The following is a 20,417-nucleotide window of genomic DNA, read 5'->3' on the forward strand; positions in this document are numbered from 1 at the left end:
TAAAGGATGGGCCTCGATCCTGTTAGGTTCTCAATGGCACAACCTGAATGGCTTTTTGCGGTTGTGCGAGAACAGAACGGTTCGCCCCGGGCGGATCACGCAGGGCTCGAGCCAAACAACTAAGACATTATCGGATTGAGAACGTGAACCTCCTCCGAACTGATGGACACCTGTAGTAGGCTCGAAGAGCCAGGAGGTGTCGGATGGAAGGACGTCAACGTCGGTCGTTTACGGACGACTACAAGCGGCAAGCGATTGATCTGGTCGCATCGAGTGGCCGCTCGATCGGATCGGTGGCCAAGGAACTTGGCCTGCGCGATTCCGTGTTGCGGCGGTGGGTAGAGCAACGTGGGGCCAGGCGGGAGCCGACGGCGGCGTCGCGGCGCCCCACGACGCAGGCGGCGCTGCCGTCGGCGGACCACGCGGCGGAGATCGCCCGTTTGCAGCGAGAGAACGAGCGGCTGCGCATGGAGCGCGACATTTTAAAAAAATCGATCGCGATCTTTGCTGGAGTTCAGAAATGAGATTCCGCTTCATTGAAGATCGCCGTGCCGACTATCCGGTGATGATCATGTGCGACGTGCTCGGCGTCTCGCCTGCTGGCTATTATGCCTGGCGGGCGCGCCCGGAGAGCGCGCGAGCCGCCGCCAATCGTGAGCTCGTCGGCGATATCAAGCGGGTTCACCGCGACACCAATGGCCGCTATGGCAGCCCGCGCATCCATGCCGAGTTGAGGGCTCAGGGCCGCGGGGCGAGCCGCGGTCGCATCGAGCGATTGATGCGCCGCCACGGTATCAGGGCCATCATGGCGCGGCCACGACGGGTGCGCACCACCGACAGCCGTCACGACTTCCCGATCGCCGCGAATCTGCTCGAGCGCAACTTCATCGCCGCAGCGCCGAACCGGATCTGGCTCGCCGACATCACGTACGTCGAGACTGATCAGGGCTGGCTTTATCTGGCCACGGTCATGGACCTCTACAGCCGCAAGATCGTCGGCTGGGCGATGGCGGATCATTTGCGCGCCGAACTGCCATTGGCGGCCTTAGCGATGGCCATTGCGACACAGCGGCCTGGCGCCGGCCTGATCCACCATTCAGATCGCGGCGTTCAATACGCCTCCGCGGAGTATCGCAAGATGATGCAGTCCGCCGGCTTCCGAGCCTCGATGAGCCGCAGGGCCGATTGCTATGACAACGCTCCGATGGAGAGTTTCTTCCACACGCTCAAAACCGAACTCGTCCATCACCAGCATTATGCAACACGTGAGGAAGCCACACGTGATATCTTTGCTTACATCGAGGGCTTCTACAATCGAACACGTCGCCACTCGGCCATCGGATATCTCAGCCCGATCGAGATGGAGCTAAAAGCAGCTTAACCCTGTCCATTTTTTCGGGGGAAGATCAAACGGCCGAACGTTCCCCTGTGCATTAGATCCCCTGGCATTCTCTCCATCCGGCTGTTTCTTGGACCGTTCCCTTATCCTCGTGAGCGTCAGGAAATGGCCGACCGGTGGGATTGTGGGTATCGTGGGGGCGGGGGACCGCCGAATTTCGGTTATTGCGATCGAGCCGGGCATTTACCGTCGAGGGCCATACCGCGGTGATGCACGGCACCCGATCATCGCGACCAAAATGAATGACCTGGATCACCAGGTAACTCGCTGCCGTCGTGGCGCATATCGCTGCTATTCAGTCAAGGGCGCGACGAACTCCTTTCCTGGAATTGGCGCGACCGAAGCAAACGGGCCGATTGGGCAGCTTGAGTAAACTTGCGCGGGCTCGCGAAAGAAACTGAGCGCCAGGCATCCAAGAAGCGGCACGCCAAAGCCGCCTAAATCTATTTGCCGTCCTTCGCGAAAGATTTTGCGGCGTCCTTGATGGCCTGTACCGCAATCTTCGGCCCCTTCCAACCGATGATCTTGAGCTTCTTGTCCTCCAGTTCGTCAGTCGCAATGAAGAACTTCTCTAGTTCCTCGCGGATTGGCTTTGTCAGATCATCAACGTCGTGCAACGCCTGCTCCGAGTGCGAGTTTCGCGGCACAGCAAACAGGCGGTCGTTACGCTCGGACTTCCTTTTGCTCTTCTGTTCGATCTGAAGGATACCAATAACACGGCAGGTAACGACAAGTCCCGGAAAGGTCGCGGCGTCATGGATCACCATGATGTCGAGCGGGTCTCCGTCGTCTGCTTTGGTAGAGGGCACGAAGCCCCAGTCATGGGGATAGGTAAGCCCCGTCAGCAGTGACTTGCTGAGCCCGAAGCTTTCAAGCTTAGGGTCATAGGCGAATTTGGCACGGCTTCCCCGAGGCGTTTCCACAACGACATGGACGTCCCCGTCTTCCGTAAAGGGCGGCAGGTTGAAGTAATTTGCCATAGCGTACGTTTCTTTTGAACAATGTGCCAAGGCAAGAGATGACTGCGAGTTCCAACCGTTTTTGAGCAGCCCATGCGCCCCGCCTTGCGGCGCGCACCGGCGAACCCCCAGGTTTCGGGGCGTGGCGATTTAGGCCGCTTGCGCGTGCTGGTTGACCTCGCTCTCGGCGAGCTTAGTTAGCGTCTCGTCCGTCTTCTTTTCCTCCGCGAGTGTTGCCTCTAGCAGCTTCACGGACTGTTTGAGGCCAAGCTCCGCTGCCCACGTCTTTAGCGTGCCGTAACGGGCGATCTCGTAATGCTCGACTGCCTGCGCGGAAGCAAGGAGTCCGGCGTCCAGCGCGGGCGCGCCCTTGAACTCCTTCATGACCTCCTGACCTTCCTCGATAATGCCCATGATGGCGTCGCAGGTCTTGCCCCGTGGCGTTTCGTCGATCTCCTCGAAAATTTTCTCAAGCCGGGCCACGTGCTCTTCAGTCTCGGCTTCGTGCTTCTGGAAGGCGGCCTTGAGGTCCTCGGACTGGGCCGCTTTCGCCATTTTCGGCAGGGCCGAGAGGATCTTCTTTTCTGCAAAGTAGATGTCTTTCAGCGTGTCGTGAAATAGTTCTTGCAAACTGTTCTCGCTCGGCATTCGAATCCCTCCTTCTGAGAATAGCTACCCTAGGAAACCGCAAGACAAAATGTTGGTTCCAATCGATAGGCGCCCGGCCGAGCATGCTGCGATTTCACGGCGTGACGCTTCAGTGGGACGGGGCTTAACTACGGAGGGAGGCCGGTACGTGCACATGCCTCTCGATCGATGGCTGGCGCCCTGAATGAATGTCCCAACCATAGGCGGCTTGCATACGTCTCGCGGATCACGGCAACATCGCCCGCGTTGCGATAGTAATCGGCGATCTGCTCTTCCGTCTGACGGGAGTCCATCCACGCGCCGCAATAATTTCACAGTTTGAGGAACCAATACCTATTCCTGCGAATAATTGCATCCGGGTGATCATCGGACAAACCGATTTGCATGAAGCGACCAGAACGTCGCTATCGGCGCAGTGTGCGACGATCGATATGCGCATTGAGATCGCGCGTAGGGAGACAGCGCATCCATTCTGAAAAACTGATTAGGAATTGGGGACTGCAAGATGATGGGAAGCAATCGAAAGGCGAACCGTGTTCGCTTCGAAAACAAGCACACTGTTAGCATCATGGGTGTAGACGGGACATGGCGGCGAACCTGCATCCTTCTCGACGCCTCTGACAGCGGCGCCAAACTTGAGGTCGAGGGCTCAACCGACCCGATGAAAGCACAGGAATTCTTCTTGGTTCTATCCTCTACTGGTCTTGCATTTCGGCGCTGCGAGCTGATTTGGGTCGATGGGACTAACGTTGGCGTTCATTTCGTTACCGCCAAGACCAAGCGAAAGGCGAACGCGGAGAGAACTCTCGCTCATTCACAATAAGACGTGTTCTTCAAGTGCAGCTTATCTCCTCTCGAATTATTCCGTTCATCGATACTAAGTCTCTCTCAGAGAGCCGCGCCAGAGAAGCGCTACTGCATGACAATCGCATGGAACAACGTCGCCCGCCGTATTTCAAACGGGCGACAGACCGGCGTGGGCGCGTCCTCTGTGCCGAACAGATTGCGAACAAGGGTGTTCCGCCCGACGAATACGAGGTGTAGAGTTCCCCTTTCTGAACGTTAATTCCCCTAACGTCAGTCGGGAGGACGAGAAGGCCCACAGCGATATTCAAAAGCACCTACAAAGCAAGAACCGGAAAGTCACGCTGGTCGAGCTGGACTGGTCCTGCCAAAACGTTGTCTGTACGGCGAGCAACGATCTCAAGCTCACTGGCCATGCCATTGTCGTGCCGCCCGGTGGTCATCCGCAGGTAGCGGAATGCGGGGCGACCGCAAACCCGGACAAGACTGACGTCGTTTCGTCCTGCCGGTTGTCACTCCAAATCTTAAATTCACCAAGCACGAATGCGCGGTGGCGGAGCAGCATTTCAGCATTTGCGCGAAGAGCCTCGATGAGAATGACGGCGAGTGCGTTCCTGCCGACGTGAGCTATAAATGGCTCCGGTGGGGCAACAACAGCACGTTCGCAATCGAGCAGCGACATCATCTCCCGTACTCTGGATTAACGCCGGACCAGGGCACATTCGACGGTCTGTGCAAGAAGGTGTGCTATGAGGAGACGACCGCGCAACAGGCACTGAAGAAGTTCTGCCGACGCCCCCCACCAGCAAGTTACGATGAGATCGTGATCCAAGAGGCGGAGGCCGCGATGATGCAGCACTATTCGCGGGGGCAAATCGACGCCGCCGACAGCCGCCGGCTGGCAGCACCGGTCGCGAAGGTATTGAAGCGGCCCCGGACCAGGCCGTAGCCCGGCCCGGCTTCGCCCGCGCGAGGTAGGTCCACGTGAAGAGCGGCAAGAACTGCTACTCGCCAAAAAGGGCATACGCACCTGATCGGCGCCAAGCCCGTCAGCTCAGCAGCGAGAGCTGAACAGGCATTCCACCCGCATGCCGCTCGATGAAGCCCTCCAACGACGGCAGGACGATACACTAGCACGCTCCAACGAACGCGTCCTAGCTGCGGCTCGCGGCTTCTGCTGATGCCACAGCGGCGGCAACGACAGCGATCACGATGAGACGTTTCATCACAGCCTTTCTCCCTTAACGGGAAAGCTGCCGCGATCAATCAGGTGCTGCAGAGCTTCGTATTGGCGGTTCTCGCGGTATTCCCGCATACGGAAATTGTCCCCCCATTCTCTGGCGCAGTCGGCTTTGATCGTCGCAACTTTGTCTTGAGGTAGTTTGGCAATGTCAGCGGCCCTGAAGTCGCCAGCCGATGCCGTAGTAAGCAGCATCGCGAGTGCTACGATTGCGAGTAGAGATCGTTTCATGGTTTTCGCTTACTCCACTTGTCCTGTGCGAACTTGGTGAGATGCCAGCCCGCCTGTGTGGCGGCGACAGCTATCAGCAACTTGAGTATCGTCGCGACGATTTCGGTCACCACCATCGCCGCTCTACGATCAGCACGAAGATAGCCACAGCGGTGGTCGCCATCAGCAGAGAGGCTGCTGCGGCCAGTAGTGAGCGTCTAATTAGTTCAGTTTGCTACTTCTTTGGTTGGTTGGGGTTGGTCGTCGAGCACTGCGTCGTAAAGATTGTCGCGCGCGATCACTTCCAAGAGATCGCTGACGAGCTTGGTCTCGCTGCAGCCCATGGCTGCGGCGCGCTTGCGAAGAGCGGTCATTGCCCTGCGACTGATGAAGCAGCACGGCTCATTCTCGGGTAGAGACGGCGGCGCCAGTGGTGGCGCTTCAGAGAGGGGCGGCTGCTTCGGCTGGCGCCGCCCGCCGCGGCGCAAGCTGATCTTCGCTTTCGAGCATGTGACCGTCAGCGTACCGACCGTGCAGCCGAACTGCTCGGCGATTTCGGCCTTGCTCTTGCCATCCAAGCGCAGCGCCGGGACGGTGGCGAGCAGTTCAGGGGTAAGTATTTGTCGCCTCATCTGCGCTGCCAGTAGACAATCAGATAGGGAAGTGGTGCCGGGACGCCCGGCACATTCTCGCTCGCCATCTGCGCCGCAAGTCGCCCGTCCGAGAGAGCCATGAAGCCAGTGACAAACGGGTTCGTCCCTTCGCCCGGCTTCGTGGTCTTTCGAACCGCCAATCGCTCCACAGCGGCGCAGTTGCCGTTGGCGCCTTCAAGCCACGCGCTGTTGAGGGTAGCGAGGATGATGGGGCCGATTACGATCAGCTCCTTCATTTCACAACGACGCCATTCTTGCCGCGCAGCGGCAGGACGCAGCCCATGTAGTCCTTGAACTCGAACTGCACGGTGACCCGGTCGCCCTTGTCGAACTGCATCAGATCAACGCCAGGCGCCATATCGACATCGAAGTCACTGCCTATCGAGTGGCTGCCCGGAGAGTTGAGCCAGAGCGCGCCGTTTTTGACATCGTGAACGATGCCGGTCCACGTCACGGTGTGACCCTTGTACTTCGTGCTGAAGATCAGGTCCTTCTTCAGGTCTGTGGCCGAGCCCTTGCAGCCGATCTCGCTGTCGATCAGAGCGTAGGTCGCGGTTGATGTATCGGCGAACGCAGGAGCCGCGAGCGCGATCAGCGCGGCGGCGGTCGAAAGCAGTCCCTTCATTTCTTGGTGCTCTTATGTGTGTCTAAAGTCGCTGATTGCGACATCTCCCGACGCCTCAACCCCGGTAGGCTTGCGCCGCCGGGGAAAGGGGTGGTCAGCCGGTTACGCGGTCAAAAAATTATTTGCCGTCCGTGCAATCCGCTGGTCTAAGTACTCGGTGATATAGGATTGGACCCGACACAAATCGTTGCGATTTGCTGCCGTTTATTTGTTAGTTCGTGCCAAAGTTGCGCCAGCAATGCGAAAGCAGCGGCTACCAGTCGCGTTTGCTTAGCGTGACCCCGCAGGCTTGGTTATCTGATTGTAAAAGGCGGGATCACTGTCTTTGTAAAAATCCGGATTGTCCCGGGCCATGCACTTTGCATTTGGATTTGGACAGAGCTTGAGCACTATCGCTTCGTTCACGACACGAGTTGATGACTGCGTGCTCGATTTCACCTTGCGGTAAACCGTGACCACAGCAGGCTTGTTCGTGTACGTCTCATCGACCTTCGGGTCTTCGTTCTCATTGATCCGCCTGATCGGAACTGTAGCTTCTATGAGCAACAGGTCGCGTCCGGTTCGTATGATTGTAAGCGTCTCTTTAGCGTGCAGCGCGTCGCTTTCTTCAAAGCATTTGCTGCTGGCAACAACCGAGTGAGGATCAGCGGCAGAAGGCTGAACATCAGTTAGCGTGCAAGACAGGTCCACTGCTTCGATGGTGATTTTGCTCCCCTGCTGCTTAATCGTCATCAAACGGTCGTCGGTCCCGAACGGCTTCCAAGTTCCGCTCAGTTCAGGCAGTGATGCTCCGTTGGCGGATGCCGCGAGAGTGGATACGAGTAGAAAAATTGACCAGCGTCTTGGCATGTGGTTTCTCAGATCACGGTCACTGACTTTCAACGGACCAGTCCGTAGACCCTGTGCCAGCTCCAAGCGGAGATAGCGGTTCTATTCGGCGGATCAAGGAAAAAGCGGGCGGCTTGGCTAGGATAGCCAAGCTGCGCGAACGCTCCGGGACCGTCGAAGGATGGTGTCCCTCCGCGTCGAGGCTCTAGGTTCTCTGGGAGTGCCAGCAAAAGCGGGGTACGCGCGACCGCCCCTATTGAGGATATCTGCCAGAAAATCCGTGGTTGCAGTTACCGAGAAGCGATATCAACAACCATCCGAATGGATGGACCGAGGATCGGAGAGCGGCTGAGCTGGCTCTCGGAAAGGACGCGAAGTGAAATGAAGAAGGCGATCTTGGCGGCGGCTCTGTACTCGATCAGTATGGCCGCCAACTACGCACATGCTGCCCCGAAAAAGATGCCCATAGATTTCATCGGCGAGTGGTGTACCCCGTCCAAAGACGGTGACACTACCACTTACACGCTGCCGAGTTGGACCGAAGACCACAAATGCACCGAAATCCTATCGATCAACCAATGGGATTTCGCTTTCAACATTGGTGGCGAGAAGGAGATCTACTGCGATCCAGAAAGCATCCGAACGAAGCAAGACACGGCACCGTCTGGCACCTCCTACTTCGCTACAATTTCGGCGAGCTGCTATGATGGTACCACTCCAGACCGCAAGAGCCATCGGACATATGAGTTCCAGCGGTACAAGGGCAACCTGATGATCAAATCTAAATAACCGATTGGGCTCAAGTCTATCTTCCCGCGACGCAACAGGAGCGAACACGATGACTGAGGCCGTCAGCAATGATCGCCCGCCCGTCGCCTCTCAGCCGCGATCCAGAAAGCCCGTAACCGTCAGCGCGTCGGCGCTGGCGCTGCACCTCGATTGCAGCCGCGCGTACATCGGCAAGCTCGAAGCTGAAGGCGTGATCCAGCGGCAAGGTGGCGGCTTCCCGCTCGACAAATGCCGCGTCGCCTACCTGAAATACTCGCGGCGCGAGCACAAGAGCTCATCCCGCACCGAAGCCGTCGCCGATCACGTCAAGGCCGACTAAGCGGTCTAGAAGCGTATCAGCTCATTCCCGACCCGGAACGCGGTGAAGCAAAAATGGCGAGCGTTGCAGATTTACAACCCGCGCAGCCCTTCGAGATATTAAGCTGGTCCGTCTTATTTCATGTCTATATCAATATAATCAGCGGGGGCGAAAAGTGTTTGATGTCTATCGCAATGACAAGCGCGACTTGCTCGTTCTAGGCACAGGCTCTGCGATACCTGTGTCCTACTCTGGAAATAAGTGGCGGAAGAGTAGAAAAAGAATTCTGAAAGTAAGCGCCGAGATCAGGTCAGCCGTTCAGAGACACGGCTATTACGTCCGCAGCTTGCGGGCCACCAACGAGCGCACGATCTAGGTCAAGGAGGTCGGCGGCCGGTGTTCTCTACAGCATCACCACCTACCAAGCCGCCATCCTCGCGCTCTTCCGCATGGTCAACCGCTACGTCGACAACTTGCCGCCGATGCCCGGCGTCTTTCCCGACTATCGACTATCCAGCGCTCGTGATCCGCAACACGGAGGCCGGTAGCGAGATAACGCTGACCACCGCCGCGCGGGAGCGGGTGGCCTTACTCGTCACCAGCAAGTCTCGTAAACTTAGGATTGTTGCGCTATAACAGCACTGCCCCAGTTAAGCGGCCAGATATTTTTGAGATCATTATAGGAGGGGAATACCATGCGAATGCGTTACGCCTCTTACTTCTTATCAGCGGTCCTTGCGGCGGCTGCCTCGGCTGCTCTCGCAGGGGAGCAGGTGCTTGAGTTCAAGCTCGTTACCAAGCCGCTCGACCTCAAGGTAACGGAAGTCGCAAACGTCGAAGGCGAGACGGTGATGTCCGGCAAAATGTTCGGCGTCGCCTTCTTCAAAGACGGCCGTGTTGCGGTCAAGGATTTCGTCCATTCGGCGGACCTGCTTAAAGGCTCGGGACCGATCTACGGGTACAGCACCTACACGTTCGAGGACGGCTCCTCGATTACGGCGCGTTATACCGGGGCAGTCAAAGACGGGCAGACCAAAGGTGAATATACGATCTTGTCGGGGACCGGTGCTTACGCGAACGCGAGCGGCACGGGCGGTTTTGAAAGCGTGAAGAGTACGTTCAAGGGTGCGGGTCTCTACGACGGAAGATTTATCGTCAAAACGCCTTGAGCGCGTTCCGCTAAACGTTCGCGCTCGCGAGCCCCACGCCTCAGTTCGCGGGCGCCTTGGCTTTATCCATTCAACCAGGCGCGCATCCGATGGCATCGCCGGATCAGGGTTCTCACGACTGCGGCAAACTTCTCCAGCCGCTCGATCTGCCCAGGGCGATGCCGGTGATCCTGACGACCGATGAAGAGCGCGATGTTTGGATGCGCGCGCCATGGGACGACGCGAAGGCGCGGACGAGTCGTAGGACAGTCCTGCTTCGATATGAGATGTCGGATCGAAGCGGAGGACCGTCACGCGGGGGGCCGGGGGGAAATTTCCGGCGTCGGCCTATCGATGGTTCCCCGGATTTATTCTGCATTTGTCCGCGCCCCCATTAAGCTGCACATTGGAGTCCCACTAAGGGGCAACCTGATGTCGGAGATCGACCCGCATACGCTGGAAGGCTATCTCTCGAAGCTAGGAGAGGACTGCGAGTCCTTGACGATTGTGTTCGGCGTGCAGAACGCATGTACCATGTACCCGCCCTACACCGTGGGGAGGGATTTCATCGCCGGGACCGATCATACGGACCACGCAAAAGCTAGGCCCCTCGTGGCGCCGTTCAACAGCATCCAACAGATCATCTGTCACCCGAGGAAGACCTAGGTGATCAAGCGTCAGACGACCGATGAGGAGCGCGATGTCTGGATGCGCGCACCATGGCATGAGGCCAAGGCGCTGCAACGGCCGTTGGCGGTGATGCGCTCAGGATCGTGATGCGCGGCTAGGACAAAGAAGACAAGGTGGCGGCCTAGGCGCCGACTTCACCCGCACGACCTGCGGCAAGCGCGGCGCAGACATGCGGTCCGACTTCAATTGGAACAAAATGCCAGTCAGCATGATGGGCTCTCGGGGAAATTCTGGCGACACAAATTGTAAGCTGACGCGGCATTCACTGGCACGTAGGCTAGTGGCACGCTTTGGTCCGGGAGTTTCGTTATGCGTGCCTCGCCATCGATTGTGCCCCAAGGGGCCGACCAAAACACTTATCTGGTGCTGGAGGACTTCGGCCGGATGGGCTGCTACTGGCGCGAGACCGACGCTGACAATGCTGACCGCGAGACGCTGATCCGCGACCTAGTGGAAGGCCAGTATAGTCGTCCAGTCCGCATCGTGGCCTTCAATACCGCCGAAGGCTGGTCCCGTGACGCGACCATGGACATCGCCGACGAGCTGCGCCGACGCTACGTTGAGTTCGGCGAGGTCCCGAACTCGATCCTCGAATTCATGGATGCCAATCGGCGCTGAACGGCGATGTATGGATGCGCGCCGTGGGATGAGGCGAAGGCGCTGCAATGGCCGTTGCCGGATGATGTGCTCAAGATCGCGATGCGTGGGGAGGAGAAGATCGGGCGGCAGCATCGTCTGTCCGCTTAACCCCGAAGAGCAGACAAAAAGTCGTCGGCCCAGTATGGGCGCGATGGGCCAAAAGTAGACTCTTGCACGCAGCAATGAGGCTTCCCCATTTGCAAGATTATGCGTTGGCTTCGGCGGCCACGAGTGATGATGGGCGATGATTGAGGTGGCTCGCAATCTGCTTCGTGGGGCGCTTCAAGGTCTCGGACGGCGACTCTCCAAACGCGGCGCGATAGGCCACCGCAAAACGGCCAAGCTCCCAAAAGCCATGGTCGGTAGCTATCCGAGTGACGGTTGACGTCGATGGAGCCGCGCTCAGCAACGCGCGATGCACGAGGTGCATTCGACGGAACCGGATCGGTCCCATGCCCAGATGCTCTTCGCAGGACGCGCGAAGCGTTCGCTCCGCGACACCGATAGCTGCACAGATTTCGGTGAGATAAAGCGGCCGGCCGGGGTTTGCCTCCAGAAACTCTTCGAACCGCGCCATGATCGCATCATGTCGGCCACGAGTGCTGGTCTTTTCGCCGGCCGCATCAGCGAGGCATCTGACCATGACGTGCACGAGTTCATTCTCCAGCGCGCGAAGCACCTCCGGCAGTTGCAAAATATCGGGCGTGTCGTGTGCGAGCTGTCCGACCGCCCGGTGTAACTTCAGCAGCCGTGACATCGACTGGGGGTGCGGATGAAAAAAGTGCCGTTCCGACGTTTCCATCAACTTGCAGCCAATTATCGCTTCGACTGCGGCATCAAGCTCGCCGGTTGGGATGGACATCGCGCCGAAATCAAGACCAGGACCGCATCGTCGATGCTCCGCTTCAAGCGTGTTGTCAATGATGTCGCCGGGGATGACCTCAATTCCACAGTGATGGTACGGTGACAAATTGGACTCGGTAAGAAAGCCGATCGATCGCCGACCGGGCTTGCTTGTGGCGATGCTGACTGTTGGCGAGGATAAGTGAGTACGTTGCAACCAGAGCCGGCTCATGGCGACCTGGGTCATCTCGACCCGAAAATCTTTCGTCGTCGGAAGTATTTCAATGTCAGAAAACGGGAAGGCGGCTTGGCACGCCAGCGGATCGGTAAAGCAAAGCACTCTACTCCACGCCACTTCTGCTCTCCCAAAAAACAAGACTACGATTTGGCGGGCAACAAGCGCGATTGGTCGGACAAAAAGTGTGACAGCAACGACTCTTCGGATCGCACAAAGGCGGCGGAGGTGATGCCGGCGGTCCTGGTTGTACCTTAGTTCGGCTATTACCTCTGATCAATGTACCTATTTTGACATACCGCAATATTGGTGAGCGACATTCGGTGGCATCTTCATTCTTGGGATGCCAGCGCCAGAGCTATGCACCGCCTCGCAGCATAAAACAGGCCGCTGATGTCGCAGTTGGTCACAAGCGGCGGTGCATGCGAGCACGGATCGGTGGCCGGTATAATGCTAACAGCTGACCTATCCACACCCACGATGCCCATTGTCCGGCGAGAAGATGCCATCGCTTGCCGGCGTCCGTGGCAGCGAACCTTTCGACAGCCGCGCGCCGATTGGCGGCGACCCAATGATATGCAATAGTCCTCGAATATTTAATGAGGTAATTGCGTCATGGGTATTGAAGGGCTGAGCGACGAGAGCGTTTTGCGTCTGTACGAAAACATTAAGCAGCAGGTCTCGGCGGACAATCTCAATGGAGGCAGTCACCGCCTGATAGGCGAGGCCGCCAAGCAGCAGGCCGAACGGCTGCGAGAAGAAATCGACCGCCGACGCTTGCGGTACAGTCCAACAGACTGGTGAGCTGGGTGCCGTCCATCCACCTGTAAATTTCCCAAGTGGTCCGGCGGTCGTCGATCGGGTAGCGGTCCCTTGCCATGCGAACCCATGAGAATACCAAGCCACCACCGGCGTGCGAGAAGTGCGCGCGCGAAATGATGCCGGTGGGACGATTGCCGGCAATCGGAAATCGCAGAGCCGTCCAGGTCTACAAGTGTCTTCCTTGCCAACGGATCACCTCTACGCCTGCACTGGAATAAATGGAGGCGGCAGTAGCGCTTCCTTGTCCGATGCAGAGCACCTCGTCGTCCACGCGCGTAATCCGTAGTCTTACGCGCGTTGCGCATCGGCGTTATTTGGAATCTACTTCAAATTGAATTTTTATGACGGCCTAGTTTCAGACGAGGGCGACCCATTGAACGTTAAGGCCATGATGGCGACGATACTCCAGAACCAAATGGCGTTGCTCGGCGTGCATTCGCTCACGGCTTCTGACTACGAAGAAATCGTGGACTTACTGATCGATCAGCTCAGCGAGCTTGAACTTCGCTTGGCCGAACTCGACGTAACACACAAGCCAGAGCCGCCGGAGCCGCGTTAACGGAATTTACATCAACCAGCCGCGCCCCCTCGCGGGCGCAAGCGCTTGCGCCGCGCGGGGCGCGGAGGTTGATGCTCGCTTTCTCTGGCCGCGAGGACGCTAGCACTGTCGGCACTGGCCCCGTCGGGCACTGGCACTATCGGCTCTGCTCTCGTGGCACTCGTGGTGCGAGAGACCGTCTCGATCAACCCAGCCTGGTGTAGACCCGCGCAGGCAGCGGACCCAATTCACGACCGAGGAAGATCACGCCGGGCCGCGTACACGTTTGATCCCGATGTATTTTGGTTCGGTGCAATGCAATAAAGAGACCGCCTTCGAGCCGGCTCTTTTGCGCGGACTTGGCGATAAGCCGCCAGACTGGCTCGCCCCGCCGGCCCGCAGCAGATAGGGCCAAGGATCGGTTCGCCATTAGCCCACAAGGGTTACTTACCTATTTCTTCTGCACTGGTGGTGGCTAGTCGTAGGCTACTGCATGGAAGATATCGTGCTGTGAGGATGGCGCGTGCGAATGTTGCGATTGCGGAGGCAACGCCGCTGGCCGAGTGTTCAACGTTCGACGACGCCCACCGGCTCTGACAATATGATCCCACAAGCCCCGGTCTGTGAGACGTGCGGCCGGTTAATGATGCTATTGGCCATACTGCCAAGGATGGGCAACCGGCCGTACGTGCGCGTGGACAAGTGCCTTCCGTGCGAAAAAATACGGGCCGTCTACGAGAATTAGGTTCGGGTTGGGCCGCGCACCTCGAAAAATTGGCCGAGCATGCCTATTTTTCCCACATGCGTTCATTTGAATTTTGCCTGCCCATCAAGGACACCTCGGTCCCGGACGGTCCCGATTGGTTCATGAAGTAAAATACGACGGCTACCGCCTCCGTCTGGAGCGCTACGGCGATCGCGTGCGATTGATCACGCGCGGCGGCTACAATTGGACCAGCCGCTACCCTTGGATCGTCGAGGCCGCCAGCAAGATGAAGCAAAAGCAATTCGTGCTCGATGGCGAGGCGGTCGTGCTCGATGTCAATGGCATCTCTGATTTCAACGCGCTGCACTCGCGCAAGCACGATCACGAAGTGCAGTTCTGCGCCTTCGATATTCTCGCCGAAGGCGGTGATGACCTCCGCATGCTGCCCTTCGATGCGGAAGGCGAACTTGGACCGCCTGCTGGCGCGGCGTCCTGAAGGTGTCTTCGTTAATCCGTTCGAGCGCGGCGAGCTTGGGCCTGATCTGTTCCGCGCCGCATGCGGCATGGGCCTTGAGGGGCTGGTGTCAAAACGCCGCAACCGGCCTTACGAAGCTGGACGTTGTCGCTACTGGATCAAAGTGAAGAACCGGAAGCACCCTGCGATGCAGCGAGTGCTTGACGCATTCGCATGATCACTTTAACCCGGCGATCGATCACGCCGGAGAACATCAAGTGGCAAATAAGACGAAAAGCAAGCGCAAAGAGTACACCAAAGATGACATTAAGTTGCTCAAGGCTCATTCCAAGGCCCGCACCCCGGTAGTCAAACTCTCGAAGCTGATGAAGCGCTCCGAGGGTTCGTTGCGACAGAAGGCTCTCAGCCTTGGAATTGGACTAGGTCATCAGCGTTAAGCGAAAGGGCCCCGCGCGCTCACGCGGCCGGGGCCTTTCTAGATCATGGGGCGGATACATCCGCCGGAACACCCGATCCGCCGCTGATCGCTCTCAACAACCGCCCGGCGACCATGCGCGACCGCGAAGCATTCGCCCACGTGCGGCTCACGTGCTCGCGCTGTTTGTCACCGGGTTGGTGGCGGCGGCACCGGCAACCGCGCAGCAACAGCAAAGGCCCAACATCCTCGTGATTATGGGCGACGATGTTGGCTGGTTCAACATCGGAGCTTACCACCGCGGAATGATGTGGGGTAAGACGCCGAACCTCGACAAGCTGGCGTCTGAAGGCATGATGTTCACCGACTACTACGCCGAAGCGAGCTGCACGACGGGACGCGCCAACTTCATCACGGACGAGTTGCCGATCCGCACGGGACTGACGACCGTTGGTCAGGCTGGTGCCGACGTTGGCATACCGGACCAAGCCGTCACACTCGCCACCGCGCTCAAGTCGCTCGGTTACGCAACGGGGCCGTTCGGCAAGAACCACCTCGGCGATCTCAACAAATACCTGCCGACAGTGCACGGCTTCGACGAATTCTTCGGGTACCTGTATCACCTCGACGCGATGTCCGATCCTTACTGGTTCTCGTTTCCAGTAAATCAGGAGTTTTGCAAAGTCCCATGCGCGGTGGCTGGCTCCTCGAGAGCGTCCCAACTCGCGCCGTTCGTGTCGGTTCGCACCCTTTTTCAGATATCGCGAAGGCGATCCTGGACGATAGCAGGCGACGGCCCGAAAGTCGCTGGCAGGTCGGGTGGAGGGGAAAAGGTCAGTTGCCGAGGCTCTGCGGGCTCGGCGCCGGTTTCGTGTCCTTGAGGGAAAATAATGGTGCGCGTAATCCTCACTACCGGCTCTTCCGCCGGAAACTCATCGACAGTTTTTTCACCGTATGCCGCGGCGCCAACTTCGACATGATCCATTTCAAACTGTCGACCTTGAGCCGATCGCGTTGCACTCGCGCATGATCGGCGACCACCACGTCGCGCCCCCTTTTGTCCTTATCGATGAAAAAGTCGCCGCTGTCGTCGAACGCGATCTTTAGGATTTCTTCACAGTAAAAATCCATCAGCGCCTCGCGCGCGCGTAGCGGTCGCGAAAGTGGCCCCGCGTTGCCCAGCGCTTGCGAGGCAACCGCACGGCCGCGATTGCTTGCGCGCGATCACCGCCGTGTCGCTACGTTTGATGCTCTCAGATCATACACACCCACTGCGTTCGGTAGATGCCAATCGCGCGAGCGGCGCCGCCACGAGTTAGATCAAGCGTAACCCCGCGCGTAAAGGGCCTCGATCGTTAATCACCACAGTAACAGACTTCCCGTTCTCAGGATTCGTCACCGTTACTTGTCTGACCCCTCGCCGTTCGCCGCCTGGAGTCGGTCGTCCGGGTCCCTTGGGGAGCGCCGCGCGCGCGGGGACCGCGCGACCGCGACCTTGGGAATATTGCCCGCAGCGAAATCGCGGTTCCGATACCGAGTGGTACGCAAACGAATGTCCGGCGCAACGGACGGGGATGTCAGGAGCAAATCCAAATAATAGCTACCGCGATCGGCAAGCCCATGGCGAAGGCGGCGGCAATCGTAGACGTGAATGCGAACAGCAAATCTTCTGCGGGCTTCACCCTGTCGAGTTCAGGCATGGCGTACTCCAAATTGGAAGGCCAAAAGGCCGTCACCGGGACGAAGCGAAGAACGGCTTCCTAGCTCACGCACACTGTGCCCAGAAGCCCCGGGCAACGGGTGCCTTAGCAAATCCAGCAGTGTGAGAGCGGTCCAGCCGCTGCACGGAGCACACCATCAGGCGAGCAAATCCGCGAAATCGTCGAGCGCCACCCGCACCTGCGCGAGGGCGTGGCCGTAAGTTTCGATGCTGGTCTTTCGATACACCAGATCAAGCGCGCCCTCTGCGCTCATGAGCGCAGTCAGGATCGTATTGATTGTCTCTGCTGGAAGCAGCGACACGCTCGGCATCCGTGCAGTCGGTTCGATCATTTCAACCCCAAATCACACGAGACAAAAGAGATTTTCTCGCGCCGTGACAGGTATGGTCGCGGTCGATTTTCCTGTGGATATTTATGTGAAGGATATTGACGCCCCAAATACGGCACCCGAGACAGGCAATCTTCAAAAGTCTTGGTTGTGGCGAATTGGCCACAGCTCTGGCACTCCCATACGTCGGCATTGCCTCCCCTGCGCCTGCCCCCGGCATTGCCGTCGGGGAGAACTCATAGAACAACGCGCCCTGTTCATCGGGTCTTTACAGCCGCGCAGAACTGTTCCGTGACCGCTGTCGTTTCCTCGGTGACGTTCCAGCCGTTCGTCTCGGCGTTTTCCTTGGCCAACTTCTGCTCGATCTGAAGCATCTTTTTGATGAGCGCGTACGGTTTCCAGTCGGCCTTGGACAGCTTAACGGGGGGCGCACCGCAGACGTTGTGGGCAATCGCTTTCTGCACACTAATGCTGACGTCGCTCATGTGGCCCTCGACCACGGCGGTGAAGCGCGCCTTGGCGTATTGGCTGTTGGCTGCAATGAAGTCCTTGCAGAAGGCGACCCGTTGACCTCCGTCGCGGGCCTTGATGTAGGCCGTCAGCGTTTCGTAATGGAGGCGGTAGGCGAGTTTGTCGGCATTCGGGTCGGATTTCACTGCTTCGAGCATGGCGCGGTGGTCACCCGAAGTGGCGTCATTGATCCTGAGGTCACATTCTTTGGCGAGGGAGACGACCGGAACGTAGGCCCGCACCTTAGCTTCCAAGGCATCGTTGGCGCGCGCCACTGGTGCGATCAGGCTGACGGCGATTGAGAAAGCAGCGAGCCAGCATTTCATTGGTGACATCCTCCAGATCACCGAACAGCAAGCGGCGGCGGGCTGGGATCGCGGTGGCCGACCGCATACACCAGCGTGGCAACCCAGCCGCCAAGCGTCCAGCCCGAAAACGGATTGAGCAACTTACTGCGCGAATACCTTGGGCGGCTATCTAGCGCCCATCTTGATCTGGATCGGCGTAGGATTCCTGCACTGTTTGGGGACTGAGTTGGGGGTCGCCGTCCGATCCGGCCGGGAATTTGTCGGAATTGAGACGTGACATGGCGTGCTCCTTGTCTTCGGTGCCCCAAGCCAGCTTCCATCACTGGCGGGGCTGGAGCACGGCCGGGACCATCCCATTAGCGGAAGTGGCGCGACCCCACGACGCACCCGGGAGATCCACCACATGGATATGCTCAGGCGGTAAGATGCCATGCTGGATCTTCTGCATAGGAAATCTGAACGTTGAAGGGGGTACAATGACCGCGATACTAACCGGCGGGTGCGCCTGTGAAAGCATTCGGTACGAATGCTCCGAAGAACCGATAGTTCAGATCATTTGTCATTGCCGCGATTGCCAACGCGCCAGCGGAAGCGCTTTTGCGCCGGGGATGTTCATTGCTGCCGACAAGTTTCGTTATCTGAAGTCCACGCCCACTTTTCATGAAGTCGTGGCCCAGAGTGGGCGACTTGTTCAGAGAGGGTTCTGTGGCAAATGCGGGAGCTTCATTGGGGCGCGGTGGCCCGCGAACCCTCAGGTTGTAGTCATTTCGCCCATTAGCCTTGACGATCCTTCTCGCTTTCAACCGACGGCCGAGGTTTGGCTTTCACGTGCACAGCCTTGGCACCCCGTTCATCCCGACACCGCCAAATTCAAGGGGCCGCCGCTAACGGGTATAAAGGACAAAGTTGACGAGTACTTCGCAAAGCGGGCCGGTTATCCGAACGCGGCGTCTTGATCTTGCAATTCGTCTTGATTCCGCCACCGGCCTCGCGACTGACAGTCCTGAGCTTACGGGTTAATGTCCACTCTTTAGCAAGTGATGATGCGACCCCATCCGCCGACATCGGGGTTGGCGCGTTTTCTTGTCGTTAGCGCAAAAGAAAGGAGCCGTGGTGGTGGCCTGGCAGTGGGTGCGCGGTGTCAATGTGCCTCCTGTGCCAGTGCTGCGCAATCAATGCGGGAGTGTGATGCGCGGCACAGTCAACATGGCGTGGTGTTCTAGAAATGCATGATCGTCCGCACCTTCACCAAGGGAGCAGAGCATGAGCAACGTCCGGTCCGGAGCTGAGAGAGCTATGACCAGCACAAGCGAGAAGCACGAATCCAGCGGCGTCAGCAGCGCCAGTACCCGCGAACTGCCGTTTGACGAGCTGGACAAAGTCAGCGGCGGCGTCACGCTGACCTACGGCTCAATAGCTTGGACCTATACAGCGCAGCGCCCTGGCTGAACGAAAGCGCCCCACGCTGTCGCATCCCTCGGGGCGACCGGCAGCTTGCAGCTCGTAGCGGAGAGACCGCAACGTTTTATGTCCCGCACGGTGAAGAGCGGCGGTGCCTGTTTCGCGTCGAGGGCCCGAGCCAGATCCGCCTGCGTGTGCAGCCGGGCGAGGTCAGACCGATGGATGGCTCGGCGATCGCCCAGGTGCTTCGCCGGTATGCGTCGGGACCGGCAAGAGATCAGGCGGGCGACGGAGTCGTCTTGTACAGCTCAGGGGTTACCGACCCGCACACCGCGGCTTTGGCAACACCTGTGTTTGGATTCGATGCTACGCTAATCGGAGTTGTCGCCACTAGCGCCATAGCTGATCAGGCCGCCGGCCGCGGCGTATTCACGGATCCCATAGATCGCCAGAACGGCATGGCGTGACGCCAGCGCCACGATCTGAATGCCGCAATCAACCGAAGATTAGGATATACCCGCTGATGCCCCTCAGCAGCAGCGGAAACCGCGCGTCGATCCGGCGCCGTATCGCGCCGACTGTCGCTCCCGAAAAAACTCGGCGTAGCTCATGACCGGTTGCTCGGGATGCATGCGGCGCATGTGTGCCGCATAGGTTTCGTAGTCGGGCACGCCAATCATCAGTCGCGCGCCGTCGCATACGCACTTGCCGAAGGCGGCAAGTGCGTCTTTGAGATTCGTCGTCGCAGCCTGTTTCATCCGCTTCACTCCGCCGGGACCGCGACTTGCGGACCGTTCGTCGCTTCCGGCAGCTCACGCGCGGTCCAGCCGCTCGCGCGCCAGGCGTCTATGCAGGCGCGAACACCGAAATAGATCATGCTCGCGACGAGCAGCACGAAGATAAAGGCCATGACCGCATCGATTGTATCGTTCAGCACGATCTGCCTCATTTCGTCGAGGTTCCTGGCCGGAGCCAGCACCTTGCCCGCGTCCGCAGCCGCGCGGAATATGTTTGCGTGCGCGAGGAAGCCGACACTCGGCGCGCTGTCGAAGACTTTCTGCAAGCCTGCCGTGAGCGTGCAGATCACGAGCCACGCCGTGGGAAGCATCGTGACGAAGGCGTAACGCTCGCGCTTCATCTTGAACAGCACGACCGTGCACAGCATCAGCGCGATGGCCGCGAGCA

The 20,417-nt window shown here is 58.6% G+C and carries 30 protein-coding genes and 3 pseudogenes; 19 read left to right on the plus strand and 14 right to left on the minus strand.

Annotation, left to right across the window (positions count from 1 at the left end; genetic code table 11):
* Positions 1–203 precede the first annotated feature (203 nt).
* A protein-coding gene (locus tag Q2941_RS37190) for an IS3 family transposase (protein ID WP_254107522.1) occupies positions 204–1,381 on the plus strand; the annotation gives its coding sequence in 2 pieces (ribosomal slippage) (positions 204–501 and positions 501–1,381; 1,179 coding nt in all).
* A gap of 461 nt (positions 1,382–1,842) precedes the next feature.
* Here Q2941_RS37190 and Q2941_RS37195 read toward each other — a convergent pair.
* Both Q2941_RS37195 and Q2941_RS37200 read right to left on the minus strand, forming a co-directional pair.
* On the minus strand, positions 1,843–2,379 hold the full coding sequence (locus Q2941_RS37195; RefSeq protein ID WP_458195599.1) for an inorganic diphosphatase: 537 nt from the start codon (positions 2,377–2,379) through the stop codon (positions 1,843–1,845).
* 129 nt (positions 2,380–2,508) lie between these two features.
* Positions 2,509–3,006 carry a YciE/YciF ferroxidase family protein gene (locus Q2941_RS37200; RefSeq protein ID WP_458195600.1) on the minus strand — a complete coding sequence of 166 codons (498 nt, stop codon included), beginning with the start codon at positions 3,004–3,006 and terminating at the stop codon, positions 2,509–2,511.
* A 508-nt stretch (positions 3,007–3,514) separates the two neighbouring features.
* Between Q2941_RS37200 and Q2941_RS37205 the strand changes: the two genes are divergently transcribed.
* Together Q2941_RS37205 and Q2941_RS37210 are read left to right on the plus strand one after the other, a co-directional pair.
* On the plus strand, positions 3,515–3,829 hold the full coding sequence (locus Q2941_RS37205; protein WP_458195626.1) for a PilZ domain-containing protein: 315 nt from the start codon (positions 3,515–3,517) through the stop codon (positions 3,827–3,829).
* 531 nt (positions 3,830–4,360) lie between these two features.
* The gene (locus Q2941_RS37210; protein WP_458195601.1) at positions 4,361–4,759 is read left to right on the plus strand and encodes a hypothetical protein; all 399 of its coding nucleotides are present in this window, start codon (positions 4,361–4,363) and stop codon (positions 4,757–4,759) included.
* A 276-nt stretch (positions 4,760–5,035) separates the two neighbouring features.
* On the opposite strand, the gene Q2941_RS37215 is transcribed toward Q2941_RS37210, so the two are convergent.
* The 5 genes from Q2941_RS37215 to Q2941_RS37235 all read right to left on the minus strand — a co-directional run bounded on the left by Q2941_RS37215 (position 5,036) and on the right by Q2941_RS37235 (position 7,387).
* Positions 5,036–5,281 carry a hypothetical protein gene (locus Q2941_RS37215; protein ID WP_458195602.1) on the minus strand — a complete coding sequence of 82 codons (246 nt, stop codon included), beginning with the start codon at positions 5,279–5,281 and terminating at the stop codon, positions 5,036–5,038.
* A 206-nt stretch (positions 5,282–5,487) separates the two neighbouring features.
* Positions 5,488–5,838 carry a hypothetical protein gene (locus Q2941_RS37220; RefSeq protein WP_458195603.1) on the minus strand — a complete coding sequence of 117 codons (351 nt, stop codon included), beginning with the start codon at positions 5,836–5,838 and terminating at the stop codon, positions 5,488–5,490.
* A gap of 50 nt (positions 5,839–5,888) precedes the next feature.
* The gene (locus Q2941_RS37225) at positions 5,889–6,149 is read right to left on the minus strand and encodes a hypothetical protein (RefSeq protein ID WP_458195604.1); all 261 of its coding nucleotides are present in this window, start codon (positions 6,147–6,149) and stop codon (positions 5,889–5,891) included.
* The gene (locus Q2941_RS37230; RefSeq protein ID WP_458195605.1) at positions 6,146–6,538 is read right to left on the minus strand and encodes a hypothetical protein; all 393 of its coding nucleotides are present in this window, start codon (positions 6,536–6,538) and stop codon (positions 6,146–6,148) included. The genes Q2941_RS37225 and Q2941_RS37230 overlap by 4 nt, the downstream gene beginning before the upstream one ends.
* 270 nt (positions 6,539–6,808) lie before the next feature.
* The gene (locus Q2941_RS37235) at positions 6,809–7,387 is read right to left on the minus strand and encodes an FHA domain-containing protein (protein ID WP_458195606.1); all 579 of its coding nucleotides are present in this window, start codon (positions 7,385–7,387) and stop codon (positions 6,809–6,811) included.
* A 360-nt stretch (positions 7,388–7,747) separates the two neighbouring features.
* Here Q2941_RS37235 and Q2941_RS37240 point away from each other — a divergent pair, with 360 nt between their 5' ends.
* The 8 genes and pseudogenes from Q2941_RS37240 (at position 7,748) to Q2941_RS37275 (ending at position 10,909) form a co-directional block, all read left to right on the plus strand.
* The gene (locus Q2941_RS37240) at positions 7,748–8,155 is read left to right on the plus strand and encodes a hypothetical protein (protein WP_458195607.1); all 408 of its coding nucleotides are present in this window, start codon (positions 7,748–7,750) and stop codon (positions 8,153–8,155) included.
* Positions 8,156–8,204: 49 nt separating this feature from the next.
* Complete coding sequence (locus tag Q2941_RS37245) at positions 8,205–8,474, plus strand: hypothetical protein (protein ID WP_458195608.1); 270 nt, start codon at positions 8,205–8,207, stop codon at positions 8,472–8,474.
* 154 nt (positions 8,475–8,628) lie between these two features.
* Positions 8,629–8,829 carry a hypothetical protein gene (locus tag Q2941_RS37250; protein WP_458195609.1) on the plus strand — a complete coding sequence of 67 codons (201 nt, stop codon included), beginning with the start codon at positions 8,629–8,631 and terminating at the stop codon, positions 8,827–8,829.
* A gap of 73 nt (positions 8,830–8,902) precedes the next feature.
* Positions 8,903–8,992 (plus strand): annotated as a pseudogene (locus tag Q2941_RS37255) (SOS response-associated peptidase); the annotation flags it as partial.
* Positions 8,993–9,148: 156 nt separating this feature from the next.
* Entirely contained in the window at positions 9,149–9,622 is a 474-nt protein-coding gene (locus tag Q2941_RS37260; RefSeq protein WP_458195610.1) for a hypothetical protein, read from the plus strand.
* Between the two features lie 411 nt (positions 9,623–10,033).
* Positions 10,034–10,267, plus strand: coding sequence for a hypothetical protein (locus Q2941_RS37265; RefSeq protein ID WP_458195611.1), 234 nt, complete (start codon positions 10,034–10,036; stop codon positions 10,265–10,267).
* A 15-nt stretch (positions 10,268–10,282) separates the two neighbouring features.
* A pseudogene (locus tag Q2941_RS37270) lies at positions 10,283–10,389 on the plus strand (SOS response-associated peptidase); the annotation flags it as partial.
* Positions 10,390–10,600: 211 nt separating this feature from the next.
* The gene (locus Q2941_RS37275) at positions 10,601–10,909 is read left to right on the plus strand and encodes a hypothetical protein (protein WP_458195612.1); all 309 of its coding nucleotides are present in this window, start codon (positions 10,601–10,603) and stop codon (positions 10,907–10,909) included.
* Positions 10,910–11,135: 226 nt separating this feature from the next.
* Here Q2941_RS37275 and Q2941_RS37280 read toward each other — a convergent pair whose 3' ends face one another.
* Positions 11,136–12,128, minus strand: coding sequence for an AraC family transcriptional regulator (locus Q2941_RS37280; protein ID WP_458195613.1), 993 nt, complete (start codon positions 12,126–12,128; stop codon positions 11,136–11,138).
* A 495-nt stretch (positions 12,129–12,623) separates the two neighbouring features.
* Between Q2941_RS37280 and Q2941_RS37285 the strand changes: the two genes are divergently transcribed.
* The 6 genes and pseudogenes from Q2941_RS37285 to Q2941_RS37310 all read left to right on the plus strand — a co-directional run.
* Complete coding sequence (locus Q2941_RS37285) at positions 12,624–12,812, plus strand: hypothetical protein (protein WP_458195614.1); 189 nt, start codon at positions 12,624–12,626, stop codon at positions 12,810–12,812.
* A gap of 349 nt (positions 12,813–13,161) precedes the next feature.
* On the plus strand, positions 13,162–13,389 hold the full coding sequence (locus Q2941_RS37290; RefSeq protein WP_458195615.1) for a hypothetical protein: 228 nt from the start codon (positions 13,162–13,164) through the stop codon (positions 13,387–13,389).
* Positions 13,390–14,228: 839 nt separating this feature from the next.
* Complete coding sequence (locus Q2941_RS37295) at positions 14,229–14,570, plus strand: ATP-dependent DNA ligase (RefSeq protein WP_458195616.1); 342 nt, start codon at positions 14,229–14,231, stop codon at positions 14,568–14,570.
* Positions 14,542–14,766 (plus strand): DNA ligase-like domain-containing protein, encoded by a 225-nt coding sequence (locus Q2941_RS37300; protein ID WP_458195617.1) that lies wholly within the window; start codon positions 14,542–14,544, stop codon positions 14,764–14,766. Before Q2941_RS37295 ends, Q2941_RS37300 begins: the two co-directional genes overlap by 29 nt.
* A 40-nt stretch (positions 14,767–14,806) precedes the next feature.
* A complete protein-coding gene (locus Q2941_RS37305; protein WP_458195627.1) occupies positions 14,807–14,986 on the plus strand; it encodes a hypothetical protein in 180 nt (59 codons plus the stop codon).
* Between the two features lie 130 nt (positions 14,987–15,116).
* A pseudogene (locus Q2941_RS37310) lies at positions 15,117–15,626 on the plus strand (sulfatase-like hydrolase/transferase); the annotation flags it as partial.
* Between the two features lie 247 nt (positions 15,627–15,873).
* Here the strand turns inward: Q2941_RS37310 and Q2941_RS37315 are convergent.
* The 4 genes from Q2941_RS37315 to Q2941_RS37330 form a co-directional block, all read right to left on the minus strand.
* Entirely contained in the window at positions 15,874–16,146 is a 273-nt protein-coding gene (locus Q2941_RS37315; protein WP_458195628.1) for a terminase small subunit-like protein, read from the minus strand.
* 395 nt (positions 16,147–16,541) lie between these two features.
* Complete coding sequence (locus Q2941_RS37320; protein ID WP_458195618.1) at positions 16,542–16,664, minus strand: hypothetical protein; 123 nt, start codon at positions 16,662–16,664, stop codon at positions 16,542–16,544.
* Between the two features lie 157 nt (positions 16,665–16,821).
* Positions 16,822–17,016: a hypothetical protein gene (locus tag Q2941_RS37325; protein WP_458195619.1), complete on the minus strand. Its 195-nt coding sequence runs from the start codon at positions 17,014–17,016 to the stop codon at positions 16,822–16,824.
* Between the two features lie 254 nt (positions 17,017–17,270).
* Positions 17,271–17,849 carry a hypothetical protein gene (locus tag Q2941_RS37330; protein WP_458195620.1) on the minus strand — a complete coding sequence of 193 codons (579 nt, stop codon included), beginning with the start codon at positions 17,847–17,849 and terminating at the stop codon, positions 17,271–17,273.
* A 458-nt stretch (positions 17,850–18,307) separates the two neighbouring features.
* Between Q2941_RS37330 and Q2941_RS37335 the strand changes: the two genes are divergently transcribed.
* Both Q2941_RS37335 and Q2941_RS37340 read left to right on the plus strand, forming a co-directional pair.
* On the plus strand, positions 18,308–18,787 hold the full coding sequence (locus Q2941_RS37335; protein ID WP_458195621.1) for a GFA family protein: 480 nt from the start codon (positions 18,308–18,310) through the stop codon (positions 18,785–18,787).
* A 340-nt stretch (positions 18,788–19,127) separates the two neighbouring features.
* Positions 19,128–19,280, plus strand: coding sequence for a hypothetical protein (locus Q2941_RS37340; RefSeq protein WP_458195622.1), 153 nt, complete (start codon positions 19,128–19,130; stop codon positions 19,278–19,280).
* Positions 19,281–19,762: 482 nt separating this feature from the next.
* Here Q2941_RS37340 and Q2941_RS37345 read toward each other — a convergent pair whose 3' ends face one another.
* Positions 19,763–19,990 (minus strand): YbdD/YjiX family protein, encoded by a 228-nt coding sequence (locus tag Q2941_RS37345; RefSeq protein WP_458195623.1) that lies wholly within the window; start codon positions 19,988–19,990, stop codon positions 19,763–19,765.
* Positions 19,991–19,995: 5 nt separating this feature from the next.
* Positions 19,996–20,417 (minus strand): carbon starvation CstA family protein (locus Q2941_RS37350; RefSeq protein WP_458195624.1); only part of this gene is annotated, 422 nt, incomplete at its 5' end.

Source organism: Bradyrhizobium sp. UFLA05-153, assembly GCF_054185185.1.